This is a genomic window from Pelagibacterium sp. 26DY04 (assembly GCF_031202305.1).
Classification (GTDB): Bacteria; Pseudomonadota; Alphaproteobacteria; order Rhizobiales; family Devosiaceae; genus Pelagibacterium.
This window is the reverse complement of record NZ_CP101731.1, coordinates 3,765,359-3,783,526: the sequence shown is the minus strand read 5'-3', so window position 1 is coordinate 3,783,526 and position 18,168 is coordinate 3,765,359. Positions and strand designations below refer to the sequence as shown.

Genomic DNA, 18,168 nt, shown 5'->3' with positions numbered 1-18,168 from the left:
GTCTCCGGGTCGAGCCCGAAGACGACGAGGTGGAGGGGTGGGGTCCTGACTGCGGTCCTGCGCTGCACTCCGGGCGGTTGCTTTGCAAATCAACTCAGTGAGGCGACTTGGCCAGAGGGCGGTGCTCACTCTCGGGTCAAGCCTTGGGTTAAGTTCAAAGCGGTCGTCGCGGTCGTCATCGCCACCCTCTGGTTCGTCATGTCGGGCTTTACCCGACGATCCGCAACGCTGCCTGTGGTGCGGGAGAGGTGGGGGAACGCACTTCTTCTGAGTTGCGCGGAAACCCTGCGGTCTCCGTCCGGGTCAAGCCCGAAGACGACGAAAGGGAGAGGGTGGCGCGAGCGATCCTAGCTTCTGGCCAGATCGCTCAGGAGGCCGGCGGCGACCGAGAGGCGGGAGATGGTGAGGTCACCTTCGATCAGATCGGACACCGTTCCGGCCATGCGGGAAATGGCGGTCTGGCGGGGGGTCTTCCAGGCTTCGATGCGCGTTTGAATGGGGCCGTCCCCCGACGAGAGGATATCGGCGGAAAGGCCACGCAGGGCGCGGGTGAGATTGGCGAGGGCCCGGTCGATGGCCATGCGGTCGAAGCGGTCGGCGGCGGCGATTGTCGCGCGGTGTTCGGTCAGGCGTCCGAGCTTGAACATGTCGATCACCGCGAACATGGCGGTAGCCGCGTCGCGCACTTCGGCGTTGCAGCGATGGGCGACGAGGACCGCGTCGGGGGCCAGGGACAGGACGGAAAGGGCGGCGATGCGGCGGGCGAGGTCGGGCGGGGTGCCGCCGGCTTCAAAGCCGCGCTCCTGGGTTGCGGTGGCTTCGGCAAGGAAGGCGGAAACCAGATCGGGGAGCGCGGCGCGGACCGTTGCAATGCCGGAGCGATAGCGCTCGATGAGCCCCGAAAGCCCGCCGGAAAATTCTTCATTGCGCAGGAACCACAGGGCCATATCGACCTGCAGGGACTGCACTTCGGCATAAAGCGCCAATTGGGTTTCGCCCGAGACGCGGTTGTCGAGGGCATCGATCGCCGCGTTCAGCTCCTGAAGCTCGAAACTGTCGCGGGCGGCGGCATAGGCAAAGGCGACGGCGCCCGGCTCAGCGGCGGTGATGGCCACCAACCGCGTGACGAAGGCGGGGCCGCCGCGATTGATCATGGCGTTGGAAAGGACCGTCGCGATCACTTCGCGGCGCAGGCGATGGGTCTCGATCGCCTCGGGGAAGCGGGCCTTGAGCGTTTCGGGGAAATAGCGGAACAGCTCGCGGGCGAGATAGGGATCGTCGGGGACCGGGGAGGCGAGCAGCTTGTCGTAAAGATCGAGCTTGGCATAGGCGAGCAGCACGGCGAGCTCGGGGCGGGTGAAACCCACACCGGTGGCGGCGCGCTCGGCAAGGGTCTGATCGTCGGGAAGGTATTCGACGGCGCGGTTGATCTCGCCGGCCTTTTCCAGCGTCTCGATAAAATCGACGAGGTCGGGGAAATCGGCCATGCCGCGGCGCTGGGCCAGCGACAGGGCGAGGGTCTGGAGGTAGTTGTTCCTCAGGCACAGCTCGGCCACCTCGTCGGTCATCTCGGCGAGGAAGGCGTTGCGGGCCCCAAGCTCGAGCTGACCGGAGCGCACGCGGTCGGACAGCGCGATCTTGATGTTGACCTCGAGGTCGGAGGAGTTGACGCCGGCCGAATTGTCGATGGCGTCGGTGTTGATACGGCCGCCCTTCAAACCATATTCGACGCGGCCGCGCTGGGTGACGCCGAGATTGGCGCCTTCGCCGACCACCCTTGCGCGGACCGAAACGGCGGGAATGCGGATGGCGTCATTGGCCTTGTCGCCCACCTGGGCGTCGGTTTCCGTCGAGGCGCGGATATAGGTGCCGATGCCGCCGAACCACAAAAGATCGACATCGGCTGAAAGGATGGCCGACATGATCTCGGCGGGGGTGGCGCTGGCCGCCGAGAGGCCGAGCACGGCCTGCATCTGGGGGGTGAGCGGGATCGATTTGGCGGCGCGGGAAAAGACGCCCCCGCCCTCGGAAATCAGCGCGGCGTCGTAGTCCTGCCAGCTCGAGCGGGGCAGCGTGAACAGGCGCCGGCGCTCGGCAAAGCTCTTTTCGAGATCGGGATCGGGGTCGATGAAGATGTCGCGGTGATCGAAGGCGGCAATCAGCCTGGTTTTTTCGCTGAGCAGCATGCCGTTGCCGAACACGTCGCCGCTCATATCGCCCACGCCGACGGCGGAAAAAGGCTGGGTCTGGATGTCGATGTCCATTTCGCGGAAATGGCGTTTGACCGCTTCCCATCCGCCCCGGGCGGTGATGCCCATTTTCTTGTGATCGTAGCCGGCCGAACCGCCCGAGGCGAAGGCATCGCCCAGCCAATAGTCGCGCTCGAGCGCGATGGCGTTGGCGGTGTCGGAAAAGCTCGCCGTGCCCTTGTCGGCGGCAATGACCAGATAAGGGTCGTCATTGTCGCGCCGGAACACGGTTTCGGGAGGCAGGACGGTATCGCCCACGAGATTGTCGGTGACATCGAGCAGGGCGGAGACGAAGATCTTGTAGCAGGCCGTGCCCTCGGCCATGACGGTCTCGCGGTCGGGACTGGCGGGCATCAGGCGCGGAACGAACCCGCCCTTGGCGCCGACCGGCACGATCACCGCGTTCTTGACCATCTGCGCCTTGACCAGCCCCAGGATTTCGGTGCGGAAATCCTCGGGACGGTCGGACCAGCGCAATCCGCCGCGGGCGATGGGGCCGCCGCGCATATGCACGCCTTCGACGCGGGGAGAATAGACGAAAATCTCGCGCCAGGGGCGCGGCTGGGGCAGGCCTTCGACCTTCGTGGCGTCGAACTTGATGGCCAGGGCCGGGCGCGGTTTGCCGTTGACGCGCTGGTAGAGATTGGTCCGCACGCTCGCTTCGATGAGGTTCAGGAGCCGGCGGATGATCCTGTCCTCGTCGATCGAGGTGATGGCGTCGAGCCCGGTGGCGATCCCCTGGTGGAGCGCCTGGGCCGCCTGGGCGCGGTCGCTATCGAGATGGGGATCGTGGAGCGTGTGGAACAGCTCGACCAGGGCACGGGCGATGGCGGGATGGGCGGCGAGCGCCGTCCAGATATAGGTCTGGGAGAAGGCGATGCCGATCTGCTTGAGATAGCGGCCGAGCGCCCGCAGGATGGCCACATCGGCGTGGGCGAGGCCGGCAACGAGGGTGAGGCGGTTGTAGCCGTCGTTTTCGGCGACCCCGCGGGCGACAGCCAGGATCGCATCCTCGATGCGGGCGGCGCTGGCCGCCAGATCGAGGGGTGGGCCGGCAGGCACCTCAAGCGCCATGGCGTGCAGGAAACGGGGCTGGCGGCCGCGAGGGTGGATGGTGAAGGTGCGTTCGTCGACCACCCCGAAGCCGAAATTTTCCAGCATGGGTACCCGGGCCGAGAGCGGGATCGGATCGGCGCGGTGGTAGACGTTCAGCGTGAGGCTGTGGGGGCCTTCCTCGCCGGGAACGAGGCGCAGGGCGAGGGGGGTGTCGGGACCGAGTGAGGAGAAAAGCGCGATGTCGTCGAGCGCATCAGCGTGGGAATGGGCGATCTGGTAATCGGGGGAAAAGGCGTCGGCGTAGTCGGCGATCTCGCCAGGATGGGGGGCCACCGAGAGCAGGCGATCGGCAAAGGTGCGGGTGAGCTCGGAGATTTCGGCTTCTAAGTCCTCGCGATCCGGGCGCGGGGTTTCGCCATTGTTGCGGCCGATGATGAAATGAACGCGGGCCAGATCGCCTTCGGGGAAATCGGGGGTGAAGGCGGAAAGATGGCCGTCATAGCGGGCGGCGAGATGCTCGCCGATGCGGGCGCGGACGGTGGAATCGAAGCGGTCGCGGGGGAGGTAGACGAGGACGGAAACGAAATTGTCGAACCTGTCGATGCGCGGCAGGACGCGGACGCGGGGGCGGTCGGGAAGGGTGGAGATGACGGTAGCGAATTCGGAGAGTTCGTCCACCGAGATCTGGAACAGCTCGTCGCGCGGGTAGTTATCGAGCGTGGTCATCAGGGCCTTGCCGGCATGGGAGCGCGGATCGAAGCCCGAGCGGCGGATGACCTCGGCGATCTTGCGGCGCACCAGCGGGACTTCGGTGGCCGGGGTGGCGAGCGAAGCTGAGGTGAACAGCCCCAGAATGCGCAATTCGCCGGTGATGGTGCCCGTCTCGTCGAAGGTCTTGACCCCGACATAATCCATATGGATGCGGCGGTGGACGAGGGCGCGGCGATTGGCCTTGGTAACCATCAGCGGCTCGTCGGTATCAAGGAACGCCAGGTGCCGGGCGTTCATATGGGTGTAGGTGTTGCCCTCGCGCAGGTAGAGGTAGTCGGGGTCGCGCAATATGCCCAGGCCCGAGCCTTCGACGGGCACCAGAGTCTTGTCCTCGCCCTCACCGGTCAAATGATATTCGCGCATGCCGAGGAAAGTGAAATTGTGATCGGCCAGCCATGCGAGGAAGTGGATGGCTTCGGTAAGCGCGGGTTCGCGCATCTGGGGCGGGTGGGAGCGGTAGGAGACGACAACGGTGCGCAGGCGTTCGAGCATGTCGCGCCAATCGAGGACGGCGGCGCGGACCTGGGCCATGGTCTGGTCGAGCTCGAGGCGGATGGTTTCGAGCGTTTTCGGATCGGCGGGGGGGTCGATATGGACCTGCAGCACGCTTTCGTTGCGCGAGTGCTCGGTGGGGGCGTCGAGTACGCGCCAAGGGGTGGCGGAGGTGTCGAGCGCGACGACCGGATGGGTCATGAAGCGGATCGATCCGCCGGCGGCGCGGATGGCGGCCAGCGCGGAATCGACGATGAAGGGGGTATCGGCCGAATGGATGTCGATGATCGTGACCCCGTCGGGGGTTTCGGGCGTCCAGATGCGGATATCGGCCTTGCCGGGCGCGCGGTGGCCGATTTCGGAAAAGGTGCGGCGGAGCAGGGTTTCCAGCGTCTGGGGATCGTAAAGCGCCAGGTCCTGCTCATCGGCCGAGCGCAGCGCGTTGGCGATGAAGCCGAAGAGTTCGGAGCTTTCGGTCTTGAGGTGGGTGAGCCGGTCGCGCCATTCGCCCATGCGCGCTTCGGTGGATTCGATCATTGCCAAGCGTCCCTCAACCACGTCCGCGATAGCGGACACGCTATTCCAGCTTGATGGACAAGTCCAATATCATCTTTAAAATTCAAAGACATAATACCTTGGTATCTGTCAGGATGGCTGCCCCATCGTAAGGCAGAACGAAAAAAGCCGGGCAAGGTTGCCCGGCTCGGATAGTGGTGATCCGCCGCTAGTGAAGGACGGCCAGCAGCAGGAGGGCGATGATGTTGGTGATCTTGATCATCGGGTTCACCGCCGGGCCGGCGGTGTCCTTGTAGGGGTCGCCCACCGTATCGCCGGTGACCGAGGCCTTGTGGGCTTCGGACCCCTTATAGTGGGTCTGGCCGGTGGAATCGGTGAACCCGTCCTCGAAGCTCTTTTTGGCGTTGTCCCAGGCGCCGCCGCCCGCCGTCATGGAGATGGCGACGAAAAGGCCGGTGACGATGACGCCGAGCAGCATGGCGCCCAGCGCGGCGAAGGCCGCGGCCTTGCCGGCGATCAGGAGGATGACGAAGAAGGCGACGATTGGGGAAAGGACCGGCAGCAGCGAGGGGATAATCATTTCCCGGATGGCGGCCTTGGTCAGCATGTCGACGGCGCGGCCGTAATCGGGCTTGGTGGTGCCCTCCATGATGCCGGGGTTTTCCCGGAACTGACGCCTCACCTCGACGACCACGGCCTGGGCGGCCCGGCCCACGGCGGTCATGCTCATGCCGCCGAAAAGGAAGGGCAAAAGGCCGCCAAAGAGCAGGCCGACGACAACGTAAGGATCGGCGAGCGAGAAGCTCACCTCGCCCACGCCGAAGAAGAAATTGCCTTCGGCGGCGGTGGAGATGAAGTAGGAAAGGTCCTGGGTGTAGGCGGCGAACAGCACAAGGGCACCCAGGCCCGCCGAGCCGATGGCGTAGCCTTTGGTCACCGCTTTTGTGGTGTTGCCGACAGCATCGAGGGCGTCGGTGTTCTTGCGCACCTCATCGGGCAGGCCCGCCATTTCGGCGATGCCGCCGGCATTGTCGGTGACCGGCCCGAAGGCGTCGAGCGCCACGATCATGCCGGCCAGGGCCAGCATGGTGACGACAGCCACCCCGATGCCGAACAGGCCCGCCAGGGAATAGGTGACGATAATGCCGGCGATGATCACCAGGGCCGGCAGGGCGGTGGATTCAAGCGAAACCGCCAAGCCCTGGATGACGTTGGTGCCATGGCCGGTGATCGAGGCTTCGGCGATGGAATTGACCGGTCGGCGGTCGGTGCCGGTGTAATATTCGGTGATCCAGATGATCAAGCCGGTGATCACCAGCCCGGCGATGCCGCAGAAATAGAGCGCCCACGGGGTGAAGATGGTGTCACCGACGGTGATGGGGGTGCCCATGTCACCGAAGAGAAGCCACATGACCGGCAGCAGCGCGATGAGCGAGAGAACGCCGGTGGCGATGACGCCCTTGTAGAGCGCGCCCATGATGTTACCCGAGGCGCCGAGCTTGACAAAGAAGGTGCCGGCGATCGAGGTCAAAACGCACACGCCGCCGATGGCGAGCGGCAGCACCATGCCGAGCAGTTGCAATTCGGCGGGCAGGATGATGGCGGCGAGCACCATGGTGGCGACCACGGTCACCACATAGGTTTCGAACAGGTCGGCGGCCATGCCGGCGCAGTCACCGACATTGTCACCCACATTGTCGGCGATGGTGGCGGGGTTGCGCGGATCGTCCTCGGGGATGCCGGCTTCCACCTTGCCCACCATGTCGCCGCCCACATCGGCGCCCTTGGTGAAGATGCCGCCACCCAGACGGGCGAAGATCGAGATCAGCGAGGCGCCGAAGCCCAGGGCGACGAGCGCGTCGATCACCGTGCGGTCGGTGGCGGCAAAGCCGATGGAAACAAGAACGAGGAAATAGACAGTGACGCCCAGAAGGCCGAGGCCCGCGACCAGCAGCCCGGTAACGGCGCCGGATTTGAAGGCAAGGTCGAGCCCGCCGGCGAGCGAGGTGGTGGCGGCCTGGGCGACGCGGACATTGGCGCGGACCGAGACATGCATGCCGATAAAACCGGCCGCCCCCGAGAGCACGGCGCCGATCAGAAAGCCGATGGCGGCATAAAGGCCGAGCAACAGCCAAGCGAGGATGAGGATCACGACGCCGACGATGGCGATGGTGGTGTATTGGCGGCGAAGGTAGGCGGTGGCGCCTTCGCGCACGGCGTTTGAGATTTCCTGCATGCGCGGGCTGCCGGCATTGGCGGCCAGAAGCGTGCGCGTTGTCACGATGCCATAGACGACCGAGAGGACGCCACAAGCAATAATCAGCCATAAGGCCAAAGTCATAGTCTTATTCCCCTCACTTTTAGCCCGGAAAGGGCTCAAGGAAGGGTGCGGCCGCGCTGGCCGAAAACTTCCGCCCGGTCCGGTTTATTATCCTTCCCGCCCCTCCCAACGTTCCCTCTCCCTGGGATGGACGCAGATCTGCGACGCAGCGCAGTTCCGAAAGGAAGATAGGCGGAACCCACGGCTAGAGGCAATCGATATTCTTGTGCCTTTATTGGTCAGGGTTGCTGGCTTATTTGATGTTAGCGCCTTGAATCGCAACAAGGACGGCGCTGCATCAGTATTGACCTATCGGAAGGAAAGTCGCGCCAGAATGGTGGCGAGGCGTTGGGGGTCGCCGGCAATGGCCACGAGCTTTGAGCGGCTGGTTTGCCCGCTGATGAGAGTGAAGGCGGATTTGGGAAGGCCGGTGACTTTGGCAAGAAGCGTGAGGACGGCGGCATTGGCGGCGCCCTTGTCGGGCGGGGCAGCCACGCGAACCTTGAGGGCGCAGGAGCCGTCGGCACGCAGTTCGGGCCCATCGATCAGGGCGGTGCGCGCATTGGGCGTGACGCGCAGGGCAAGCCGCGCGCCATCGGGGGTGAGGGTGAAAAAGGCCGGGACGGTCACGGCCGGACAGGCCCTCGATCAGAGGCCCTGCATCGCGACCTGGCGCATCAAGGGATAAAGGATCACCAGGCGAATGAAATAGATCGCCAGGAACAAGATGATGGGCGAAATGTCCAAACCGCCGAAGTTAGGCAGCATGCGCCTGATGGGGGCGAGCAGCGGATTGGTCAATTGCCAGAGCGCGTTGGCGATGGTGGCCACGAACTGGTTGGACATGTTGAGGATGTTGAAAGCCAAAAGCCAGCTCACGATCACCTGAGCGATCATGATGAAGATGACGAGGCTCAGCACGACGTCGATAAACTGCAAAAGTCCAAACAGCATGGGCGGTCCCTTTTTCGCGATCGGGGTTTATATAAAGTGCTCAAACGGGAAAAGAAATGGTTGCCGCCGCGGCCGTATCGAGCTGGGCAAGAAAAAAGGCCCGCCTCAGTTACGCGAGGCTGGGGCCTTTGCAAGAGTTTACCCGGTACGCAACACACAAAGTTCCGGATGGATGGAGCAATGCATGCGGCGTGCCAAATCTGCCCCATGGAGCAGAACCGGCGCAATCGCTGCAATTTTAGTCTAAACCCAGGAACCCGATCGCGGGCCGGCATTGCATTTTGCAATTGCTGGCATTGCAAAATGGGAGAGTTGGCCGGTCAGCCTTCTTCGCCGTCTTGCGGAACGGTATCGGGCGGGGTGGTGGAGCGCTTGGCCTGATTGCGCAATATCGTGCGCTGGCGCGAGGAGACGCCGATCAACTCGGCCACGCGCCAGACCATGTTGTCCTCGAGCTCGTGATTGGAATCATCGGCAAAGACCACCTGCCACATCATCCTGATGATCTCGATCTTCTCGGCTTCCTCGAGCCGGGCCAGCCGGGTGGTGAACTGGTAGAAATCGACCGCGTCGCGATCGCGGCGTCGCGCTTCGGCAAGAAGCTTTTTGACCTCTCCTTCCTCCAGATCATAGTGGTCCTTGAGCGCGTTGGCGATCGCCTTGGCTTCGATGGGGCTCGAAGCGCCATCGACGGAAGCCAGGTGCACGAGCAGCGCGGCAACCGCCATGCGCGGCTCCATGGGCTGGGCGGCGTTGGTTTCGGGCTGGCCGAAAAGGCGGGCAATGGCGTCGAACATGAACCGGCTCGTCTTGGGCAGGAGGACAATTTCACCCCAAGGTTAAGGAGAGGGACCGTCAGGCTCAAGCGGGGGCAACAGAGCGTGAGCAAGGATTTTGCCGTCTGTCGTTTACCTGCCACAGGGGACGGTGCGTTCCGCCATAGCCGGTTATGACCGGACAATGGCGCCCCTCACGATGTTGTCTTTGCCCCGACGAGGGGTTAGATGACGCCGCGTTGGCAATGGCGATGTGTGCGTTGGGAGGCGGATGGTTGTCGGTGAGCAGATTTGTCACGTTCCCAGCGTGCCTGCGACCCTTTATCGACAAAGAGCGCAACGGGCCCGATGAACCCCGATGGCCGCTCCAAGCTGATTGATCGAGCGATCGGACCCCGATCGCCAATATAGGTTCACTTCCCGTCCGGGCTTTTTGGCGCGGGCGGCTCAATACCGGAAACCACCATGATTCTTGCCGCCATCCTGCTTGCCGGCTGTGCTCTATGGGCCCTCGGAGAAGCCATTATGCTCACCGGCGCCCAGATTACGGTGGCGGGGGGGACTGTCACCACGGTGGGCATGGTGCTGGCCGGCTGCGGCATCTGGACGCTCAAGGACCTGCCCGGCATGGTCAAACCTGGGCGCGTGGGAATCGCGCTTTGCGCCTTCGGGGCGTTTTCCTTTGCCATGGTGATGATCATCGTTCTGACCTCGGGGGTGCTCGGGGCCATGGCGGAGGGGACGGTGGGGCATGCCGATATCGTCTTTACCCCCTTCTACCTGCTGGCGCTGGTGTTCGTGGTGGCGGGGCTCACCGCCTTTGCCATCCATTTCAGCAAGGCGCCCGGCGCGCCGACGACGGCGGCGCTGGTGCCGGCTGGGCTGGCGATCGGGCATCTGGCGCGGATCTTCGTGCCCGATCTTGCCGTCTACCATGAGACGCTCTCGATCGCCCTCGCCCTCTATCTGGGCTGGCTGGGCGTGCGGCGCGTGGCGCTGAGGACGACGGCGCCGGCGGCTTAAAGCGCGGAAATGGCCGTCGCCAGATCGATGTCCTTTTGCGTGACAGCGTTCTTGTCGTGAGTCTTGAGCGTGATCGTCACGCGGTTGTAACTGTTGGACCAGTCCGGGTGATGGTTGGCCTTTTCGGCCAAAAGCGCCACACGGGTCATAAAGGCGAAAGCCTCGGTAAAATCCTTGAACTTGAAGCTTCTCGATATGGCGCCCGCGGGCGTTTTCTCCCAGCCCTCAAGGCGGGACAGCGCCGCATCGAGATCGATCGCGGGGTGATCATTGGACATATCGCTCATCCTTTTCTCCTCGCCCGGTGCGGGGATGCACGGGATCGGCGCGCCATTGTCGGCCCAGGACGCGCGGATCACAAGGCGTGATCGGGCGGCTTGCGGTCAGCGGCAATGAAAAGGAAGTGGTGCCGCTTGCGTGACTCGAACACGCGACCCCATCATTACGAATGATGTGCTCTACCAACTGAGCTAAAGCGGCTTGGCCCGGAGGCGGATGGGCGTCCTTTTACTGGGGGTGCGGGTAATTCGCAAGGGCAAAGGCGGGCAGGGACGGCTTTTTCAGGATGAAGGTTGAGGTTGCGTTTGAGCCGGCTCGGCGGGGGCCGGAAGGGGATCGGGCGTGGCTTGGGAAGGAGCACGCGTGAGGGCGCGGGTTTCCAGGGGAACCTTCCATTCGAAGGCGTCCAGGCGCCCGGTGACCGGAGAGGCAGGGGCCCAATCGTCCGAGGTGATGCCATCGGTGGTCCAGGCCGGGTCGGCAGGGGCGTTGACGGCTCGGGAAAGCCATTCGCGGGCCTTGCCCTGATCGCCGGACTGGCCTTCCTCGATCTCGGCCATCAAAAGGCACATCTGGCGGGTGGGGGAATTGCCGACAAACGGGGCGAGCGCGTTGCGGGCGGTGCTCCAGTCATAGGCGTCGATGGCGGCGCGGGCGAGGACGATGGCGGCAGCCGGGTGGCTGTCGGGGGTTTCGATCAGGGCTTGGGTGCGTTTCAAGCGCTCGAGCGCCGAGGCGCCCGGCTTGACATGGGCATAAAGCGTCGCCGCGTCGGGGTGGTGGCTGGCGCGCCAGACGCGGCGCAGGAGCGAAGACGCCCGGCGCGTGTCGCCGCGATTGATAAGAATGCGGGCGGCCACCAGCGCAGCGGGCACGAAATCGGGAATGGCCTTCAAGGCCTTGTTGGCGTGTTCATAGGCGGTGTCGGGCTCTGTTTCCTCAATGGCCAGGGCGAGCGCGGTTTCCAGCACGCCCTGGCGGCGCTTCTTGGCGGCTTTTTGCGCCCGCGTGCGGGCGGGGAGCGAGGCGCTCATGTCGAGGGCGTCGGCCCAGGCGCCGCGCGTGGCAAGATCGTCGAACACGGCTTCGGACGCCCAGTCGAGGCTGGGGGAAATGGCCAGGGCCTTGCGCGCGAAGGTGATGGCGGCGGCGGAGCGGTTCTGGGTGCGGGCCTGCTCGTAGAGCCCAGAAAGCGCGGCGAGCGCGGTGCGATCACTCGAGATCAGCGCGCGGTAATGCTCGCGGGCCGAGGAGAGGTCGCCCAGGGCGAGTTCGGCGCGGGCTTCGAGGAGCTGGGCAGCCGGGTTGTCGGGGAGCTTGGTCCTCGCATCGCGGGCCAGCATGCGGGCGCGGGCGAATTCGCCGGCCTGGAGCGCAATCATGCCGTCCGAGAGCGCTTCGACGCCGGCGCGTTCGCGGCGGCGGGCATTGGCGCGGGCGATGGCGGCGGGCGCGCCGATCACCCGGCGGATGATGGCCCAAAGGACGATGGCCAGGACAATGATGGCGATGACCACGAAGAGCGCCGTACCCAAGTCGGGGCTCATGCGCCAGGAGCCGAAGGCGATTTCGACGGTGCCCGGAAGCGCGATGAGCCAAGCGGCACCCAGCGCGACGATAAGGCTCAGGGCGAGATAATAAACGAGACGGATCATTGGGCGGCCTCCGCCGGGGTAGCGGCAGGATCGGCGGAACGAACGGTTTCAAGCAGGGCCTGGGCGAGCTGAGCCCGGGTCAGCGCCTCGGCGAAACCGGGAGCGGCTTGCTGCATGGGCTGCGGAAGGGCGGCAAAGGCAGTTTGCGCACCAGCCAGATCGCCGGCGGCGAGGGCGGCTTCGGTGCGGCCGACGAGGCCTTGCGGCGAATCGCCATCGGTGGGGCGCAGGGCGAGAGTCGAGGCGGCCTGATCGAGAAGCGTCTGGGCCCAATTGGCCTGCGGGTCGCGCGGGGTGGCGGCGAGCATGGCGGGGATGGCGGCGCGGAAATCGGCCAGAAGCGTTGCCGGCGGGGTGACGCCGGTGGCGGCGGCGTCATGGGTCGGCGCGGGGATTTCGAGCGCGGGCAGCAGCGTTTCGACCTTGGCGAGCTGGGTGGCAAAGGGCGCGCCCGAGGCAATGGCGGTTTCGAGCGCGCCGAGCGCTGCGGGGAGCCGGGCGATGCGGTCGCGCTCGGAGGCAACGGCCTCGAAATCGGACTGGTCGGCAATCCGCGCATCGAGATCGTCCAGCCGGGTCATTGCCAATTCGAGCGCAGGGGCGGCTTCGGCGACCTGCGGCTCGATGGCGTCGAGCCGTTCGGTGAGCGCGGCTACCTGGCTTGAAAGGCCCGAGAGGTTCTGGGCGACGTCGGTGACCTCATCGCCCGAGGCCCCGGCGGCGACGGCCTCGATGCGGGCGGAAAGATCGGAAATCTGGCTGGCCAGGGCGTCGAGGTCGGCCTGGACGGCGAGACCTTCGGTGGAGACTGGCTCGGGCGGCTCCAGGGTCGAAACCTGGAGCTGGAGGTCTTCGAGGCGGGTTTCGAAATCTGCGGTCTCGCCGGCGCGCTCAGTGAGGCTGGCTTCAAGCTCGGCGGTACGCGATTGAAGCGCCGAGAGGGCGGACGCGTCGGCGGCGGCCTGGGGCCAGAGACCGAAGCTGGCGAGCCCATAGGCCAGGGCAACCCCGATCAATCCGCCTCCGGCGGCGGCGATGAGCAGGGCACCGACAGGAGTGGCAGGTTCTGCCGACGCGGGGGCAGGCCCGGCCGGCCCGGCCGGCTCGGACGGGATGGCTTCGGGGCGGGAAGCGGTTGGCTTTACCGAATCGGCTTTGTCCGGCCCAGGTTCCGATTGCCCGCTTTTGAGGGCGGCGTCGGTCTTGCTGGTCTCGGAAGCGGCAGGCTGGTCGGCTGCGTTTGGTTCCCGAGCGGGGTTCGGCGTCGGCTCGGTCGGGTCGGCGGCCTGGGACGCGGAGGCTTCCTTTTGCGCCGGCTTGTTGGAGGTGCGCGGCTTGGCGTCGATGATCGGGGGTTTGACCGGACCGGATTTCTTTTCGACCATCTCTGCCTGCCTCATCTGGTTGGTGTCGGGCGGGTTTCGTATTGTTTTTGTGCCGGCTCCCGGTCCGCGCGTCCCACGAGCCTTTGGCCATCATGGACTGATTTGATCCTGGGAAAAAGCCAGCGCCAGGGTCATCATCGCTTCCTGGCTGGGTGCGTCGGCAAGGCCGATGCGGGGGAAATGGGCGTCGATCAGCGGCTCGGCAACCTTTTCGGAAAGGCACAGGCACGAAAGGGAACGCCGCACCTGCTCGTATTGGCTGCCCGACACAAGGCCGGCGAAGATCTCGGCGGTGCGGCGCGAATAAAAAACCGCGCCGGCAATCGCGCCATCGATAAGATGCTGGTCGAGACCGGGCGGGAGCACCGTGGCGGCGCACATCTGGTATAGGATGCGCGTCTCGACCTCGATTCCGGCTTCGGCCAGCCGGCCGGCAAGATCGCCGCTCTGATGGAGGGGGGCGGGATAAAAGATCGGCCCGGCGGGTTTGTCGGCCAGGATGATGGCGCAGAGATCATCGAGCGTGCCGCCGGCGGCGGAAATCCTCTCAAACCCCACGGCGCGGGCTTCGGCAGCCGTATGATCACCCACCGCATAGACCGGAAGATTGGCAAAACGCTCGCCTTGGGGATGGGCGGCGAGGGCACGCACTCCATTGGCCGAGGTCACGGCGAGCGCGGCGAAGGGCGCCGCATCGGGGATGTCGGCGCCGGTGAAACGGGCTTCGAGCATGGGCGCAACGATGGGTTCCAGCCCCAGCGCCGCAAGGCCGGCGGCGGTGCGCTCGGCATCGGGATGGGGGCGGGTGACGAGAATGCTACGCGGCGCCATCGCCCTAGCCTTTGAGCCGTTCGATAAACTCAGGGCCGGCCTCGGCAAGCAGTTTTTCGCCCAGACGCGTGCCCAGATCGACGCCGGCATCGGCGTCGGCGCTCAATTCGGCCTCATAGACTTCCGCGCCGTCAGGGGAGAGGATCTGGCCGAAAAGGCTCAGCTTGCCATCCGCAAGGGTCGTAAGGGCCGCGATGGGGGTGCGGCAGGACCCATCCATGACCTTGAGGAAAGCGCGTTCGGCTTCGACTTTCACTCGTGTCTCGGGATCGTCGAGCAGTTCGACAAAACGCCGGGCGGCGCCGTCATCGGCGCGGGTTTCGATGACGATCGCCCCTTGCGCCGGGGCGGGAGGGAAATGGGCGAGATCGAGCGTGTGGGTGACGCGATGGGCCTCGCCCAGCCGGTTCAATCCGGCCATGGCGAGCAGCGTTGCGTCGGCCACCCCATCGGCAAGTTTTTTAAGCCGCGTCTGGACATTGCCGCGGAACTCGACAGTGCGGAAATCGGGGCGGAAGCGCTTCATCTGGGCGCGGCGGCGCAGAGAGGACGACCCGATCACCGCGCCTTCGGGCAGGTGGTCGGGGCTCTTGGCGATCAGCGATAAAAAGGCATCGCGCACGTCTTCACGCGGCAGATAGGCGGGCAGGATCATGCCCTCGGGCAGAGTGGTGGCCACATCCTTGGCCGAATGGACGGCAAGATCGATCTCGCCGCTGGCCAGCGCGATCTCGATCTCCTTGGTGAACAGGCCCTTGCCGCCCACCTCGGACAATGGGCGGTCCTGGATGATGTCGCCGCTGGTCTTGATCACCTTGATGGCGATGGCCTCGGCCTCCAATCCATGCAGCGCCATCAGGCGGTCGCGCACCTCCTCGGCCTGGCGAAGCGCCAGGGGGGATCCGCGGGTGCCCAGGGTAAGGACGGGGGTGGGGGCAGAAGATTGCAATATGGCCTCGCAGGTGTCACAGATGTGCGCGCGTTTTTACAGGAACGCTTTAAACGCTTGGGGAGCGGATTGCGATCCGCCTTCTGCCATCAGACCACAGCCTTAGGCCAGAGACCAGATCGCCGCAATGGAACGCGATACGCTCGTTTTGGGGATTGAGACAAGCTGCGACGAAACCGCCGCGGCGGTGGTCCGGCGCCGGGCGGACGGGGCGGGCGAGATCGTTTCCAACATCGTTCGCAGCCAGATCGAGGAGCACAGGGCCTATGGCGGCGTTGTGCCCGAACTGGCGGCGCGGGCCCATGTGGTTCATCTCGATGGGATCGTGAGGCGGGCGCTCAAAGAGGCGGGCGTGGAGCTCTCCGAGCTTGACGGAATCGCCGCAACGGCGGGGCCGGGGCTGATCGGGGGCGTCTTGGTGGGGCTCACCACCGGCAAGGCGCTGGCGGCGGCGAGCGGCAAGCCACTGCTTGCCGTCAACCATCTGGAAGGGCATGCGCTCACGGCGCGGCTGACCGATGGGGTCAAGTTCCCCTATCTGATGCTGCTGGTTTCGGGCGGGCATTCGCAGTTCGTTCTGGTCACGGGCGTGGGCGCGTACCAGCGTTGGGGCTCGACCATCGACGACGCGCTGGGGGAAGCCTTCGACAAGGCGGCCAAGCTTTTGGGACTGGGCTATCCCGGCGGGCCGGAAGTGGAAAGGGCGGCCGAGGGGGGCGATCCCGAGCGGTTCGACCTGCCGCGCCCGCTGCTCCGCGAAAAGCGTCTCGATTTCTCGTTTTCGGGACTGAAGACCGCGTTGCGGCTGGCGGCGGAAGCTGCAGCGCCGGTGTCGGACAAAGACATCGCCGATCTGTGCGCGAGTTTTCAGGCGGCGGTGACCGAGATCGTGGCGGTGCGCTCGAAACAGGCGCTGGAGCGGTTTGCAGATCTCTATCCGGATATGCGGCCGACATTCGTGGTGGCCGGCGGGGTCGCGGCCAACAAGGCGATCGGCGCAGCTTTACGGACAATTGCCGAGCAGGCAGGAGCCGAGCTGGTGATTCCGCCGCCGGCGCTTTGCACCGACAATGGAGCGATGATCGCCTGGGCGGGGGCCGAGCGGCTCGCCCTGGGGCTGGTCGATGGGCTCGATGCGGTGGCGCGCCCGCGCTGGCCGCTCGACCAATTGGGGGGCGCGGCTTGAGCGCGCGGATTTTCGTGATCGGTGCAGGTGCCTGGGGAACGGCGTTGGCGCAGGCGGCAGCGTTCGCGGGCCATGCCGTAACGCTTGTGGGGCGCGATGCCGCCGCTGCGGCCCAGATCAATAGTGAGCACCGTCTGCCCCGGTATCTGGGCGATATCGCGCTCGATGCCGGGCTTATGGCGCAGACCGATTTTGCCGGGCTTGAAGATGCCGATGCGGTGCTGATGGTGGTGCCGGCGCAGGCGACGCGGGCAACGCTTGGGGCGCTGGGCGGGGACATGCTGGCGGCGAAGCCGGTGATCCTTTGCGCCAAGGGGCTCGAGGCGGGAAGCAATGACCGGCAGAGCCAGATTCTTGCCGAGATGGCGCCCAAGGCCGAGCCGTTTGTTCTTTCTGGCCCCAGCTTTGCCCATGACGTGGCGGCGGGAAAGCCGACGGCGGTGACGCTGGCCGGTCCCGATGCCGCGCGCGCCGAGGAGATCGCGGCGCTGCTTGCCTCGGACTGTTTCCGCCCCTATGCGAGCGGGGACATCGCCGGGGTGGAGATGTGCGGAGCGCTCAAGAATGTCTATGCCCTTGGGGCGGGGGCGATCGAGGGCGCCGGGCTGGGGCTTTCGGCGCGCTCGGCGTTTCTGGCGCGCGCCTTTGCCGAAATGGGGCGAATGATCGTGGCGCTGGGGGGAAGCGAAGCGACTCTTGCCGGGCTTGCCGGGATCGGCGATCTGGCGCTCAGTTGCACTTCGGACGCCTCGCGCAATTACCGTTTCGGGGTGGCGCTGGGGCAGGGGCGGACGGTAGAGGTGATACGCGCCTCGGGCATGGGACTGGCCGAGGGGCTGTTCACCGCGCCGGTCGCCAAGGCGGTGGCTGAGGTCGAGGGGATCGACGCGCCGCTGATCGAGGCGGTGGAAATGCTGATTTCGGGGCGGGCACGGATCGAGGCGATCGTGCCCATGCTGATGAGACGACCACTCAAGAGGGAAGGCTAGAGATGACAAAAATGTTCGCGGTGACCGCGTTCGACAAACCCGACTATCTGGAAAAGCGGCTTGAAGTGCGCCCGGCCCATCTCCAGTTCTGGGAAGACAATGCCGATGCCATGGTGCTGGCCGGCCCGTTCCTCGACGAGGACGGCAAGGCGATCGGCTCGATGATGGTGGTGACCGCTGCCGACCGCGATGCCGCCCAGGCGCTGGTGGCTCGGGATCCTTATGCCCAGGCCGGGGTGTTCGAGAGCGTCGAGGTGCGGCCCTGGAACTGGGTCATCAAGCGGCCGGAGGGGCTCTGAGCCATGGCATACTGGCTTTTCAAGTCCGAACCGGAAACCTGGGGCTGGGACGATCAGGTCAAAAAGGGCGCGCCCGAAGAGTGGAGCGGAGTGCGCAACTACCAGGCGCGCAACAATATGCGGGCGATGAAAAAGGGCGAGCTCGGGTTTTTCTACCACTCGGTAAAGGAAAAGGCGGTGGTGGGGATCGTGCAGGTCGCCAATGAGATCCACCCCGATTCGACGACCGATGATCCGCGCTGGGAATGCGTGGACGTCGAGGCGGTGCGCCCCTTCGCTCGGCCGGTGACGCTCGATGAGATCAAGACGGTGCCCGAACTCGAAAAGATGGTGCTGGTCAACAATTCGCGCCTCTCGGTGCAGCCGGTGAGCGAGGCCGAGTGGACGCTGATCTGCAAGATGGGCGGCGTCGAGCCCTAGGCACGATTGGCGATCGGG

The 18,168-nt window shown here is 65.4% G+C and carries 15 protein-coding genes and 1 tRNA gene; 5 read left to right on the top strand and 11 right to left on the bottom strand.

The features are described 5' to 3' along the window. Positions 1 to 347 precede the first annotated feature (347 nt). From NO932_RS18770 to NO932_RS18750, 5 genes are all read right to left on the bottom strand, one after another. Positions 348 to 5,105: an NAD-glutamate dehydrogenase gene (locus NO932_RS18770; RefSeq protein WP_309208897.1), complete on the bottom strand. Its 4,758-nt coding sequence runs from the start codon at positions 5,103 to 5,105 to the stop codon at positions 348 to 350. Positions 5,106 to 5,292: 187 nt separating this feature from the next. Beyond that, a complete protein-coding gene (locus NO932_RS18765; RefSeq protein WP_309208896.1) occupies positions 5,293 to 7,425 on the bottom strand; it encodes a sodium-translocating pyrophosphatase in 2,133 nt (710 codons plus the stop codon). Positions 7,426 to 7,713: 288 nt separating this feature from the next. Continuing rightward, the gene (locus tag NO932_RS18760; RefSeq protein WP_309208895.1) at positions 7,714 to 8,034 is read right to left on the bottom strand and encodes a DUF167 family protein; all 321 of its coding nucleotides are present in this window, start codon (positions 8,032 to 8,034) and stop codon (positions 7,714 to 7,716) included. An 18-nt stretch (positions 8,035 to 8,052) separates the two neighbouring features. Then, positions 8,053 to 8,358, bottom strand: a complete 306-nt coding sequence (locus NO932_RS18755; RefSeq protein ID WP_309163590.1) for a YggT family protein — start codon at positions 8,356 to 8,358, stop codon at positions 8,053 to 8,055. Between the two features lie 320 nt (positions 8,359 to 8,678). After that, positions 8,679 to 9,155 (bottom strand): TerB family tellurite resistance protein, encoded by a 477-nt coding sequence (locus NO932_RS18750; protein ID WP_309208894.1) that lies wholly within the window; start codon positions 9,153 to 9,155, stop codon positions 8,679 to 8,681. Positions 9,156 to 9,599: 444 nt separating this feature from the next. Between NO932_RS18750 and NO932_RS18745 the strand changes: the two genes are divergently transcribed. After that, positions 9,600 to 10,157 (top strand): hypothetical protein, encoded by a 558-nt coding sequence (locus tag NO932_RS18745; protein ID WP_309208893.1) that lies wholly within the window; start codon positions 9,600 to 9,602, stop codon positions 10,155 to 10,157. Here NO932_RS18745 and NO932_RS18740 read toward each other — a convergent pair. From NO932_RS18740 to hemC, 6 genes are all read right to left on the bottom strand, one after another. Beyond that, positions 10,154 to 10,435, bottom strand: a complete 282-nt coding sequence (locus NO932_RS18740; RefSeq protein WP_309211089.1) for a 4a-hydroxytetrahydrobiopterin dehydratase — start codon at positions 10,433 to 10,435, stop codon at positions 10,154 to 10,156. The two genes, NO932_RS18745 and NO932_RS18740, sit on opposite strands and share 4 nt — an antisense overlap. A 126-nt stretch (positions 10,436 to 10,561) precedes the next feature. Then, a tRNA-Thr gene (locus NO932_RS18735) sits at positions 10,562 to 10,637 on the bottom strand. Positions 10,638 to 10,717: 80 nt separating this feature from the next. After that, positions 10,718 to 12,091, bottom strand: a complete 1,374-nt coding sequence (locus tag NO932_RS18730) for a heme biosynthesis HemY N-terminal domain-containing protein (protein ID WP_309208892.1) — start codon at positions 12,089 to 12,091, stop codon at positions 10,718 to 10,720. Beyond that, positions 12,088 to 13,476, bottom strand: coding sequence for a hypothetical protein (locus NO932_RS18725; protein ID WP_309208891.1), 1,389 nt, complete (start codon positions 13,474 to 13,476; stop codon positions 12,088 to 12,090). Before NO932_RS18725 ends, NO932_RS18730 begins: the two co-directional genes overlap by 4 nt. Positions 13,477 to 13,566: 90 nt before the next feature. Continuing rightward, positions 13,567 to 14,307: a uroporphyrinogen-III synthase gene (locus tag NO932_RS18720; protein ID WP_309208890.1), complete on the bottom strand. Its 741-nt coding sequence runs from the start codon at positions 14,305 to 14,307 to the stop codon at positions 13,567 to 13,569. Between the two features lie 4 nt (positions 14,308 to 14,311). Beyond that, positions 14,312 to 15,256: a hydroxymethylbilane synthase gene (gene hemC / locus NO932_RS18715; protein ID WP_309208889.1), complete on the bottom strand. Its 945-nt coding sequence runs from the start codon at positions 15,254 to 15,256 to the stop codon at positions 14,312 to 14,314. Between the two features lie 127 nt (positions 15,257 to 15,383). On the opposite strand from hemC, the gene tsaD reads away from it, so the two are divergent. The 4 genes from tsaD to NO932_RS18695 are packed head-to-tail and all read left to right on the top strand — an operon-like array spanning position 15,384 to position 18,150. Next, positions 15,384 to 16,442, top strand: coding sequence for a tRNA (adenosine(37)-N6)-threonylcarbamoyltransferase complex transferase subunit TsaD (gene tsaD / locus NO932_RS18710; RefSeq protein WP_309208888.1), 1,059 nt, complete (start codon positions 15,384 to 15,386; stop codon positions 16,440 to 16,442). Next, positions 16,439 to 17,431 (top strand): NAD(P)H-dependent glycerol-3-phosphate dehydrogenase, encoded by a 993-nt coding sequence (locus tag NO932_RS18705; RefSeq protein ID WP_309208887.1) that lies wholly within the window; start codon positions 16,439 to 16,441, stop codon positions 17,429 to 17,431. Before tsaD ends, NO932_RS18705 begins: the two co-directional genes overlap by 4 nt. Before the next feature lie 2 nt (positions 17,432 to 17,433). After that, positions 17,434 to 17,730 carry a YciI family protein gene (locus NO932_RS18700; protein ID WP_375142790.1) on the top strand — a complete coding sequence of 99 codons (297 nt, stop codon included), beginning with the start codon at positions 17,434 to 17,436 and terminating at the stop codon, positions 17,728 to 17,730. Positions 17,731 to 17,733: 3 nt separating this feature from the next. After that, the gene (locus tag NO932_RS18695) at positions 17,734 to 18,150 is read left to right on the top strand and encodes an EVE domain-containing protein (protein ID WP_309208886.1); all 417 of its coding nucleotides are present in this window, start codon (positions 17,734 to 17,736) and stop codon (positions 18,148 to 18,150) included. The last annotated feature ends 18 nt before the right edge of the window (positions 18,151 to 18,168 follow it).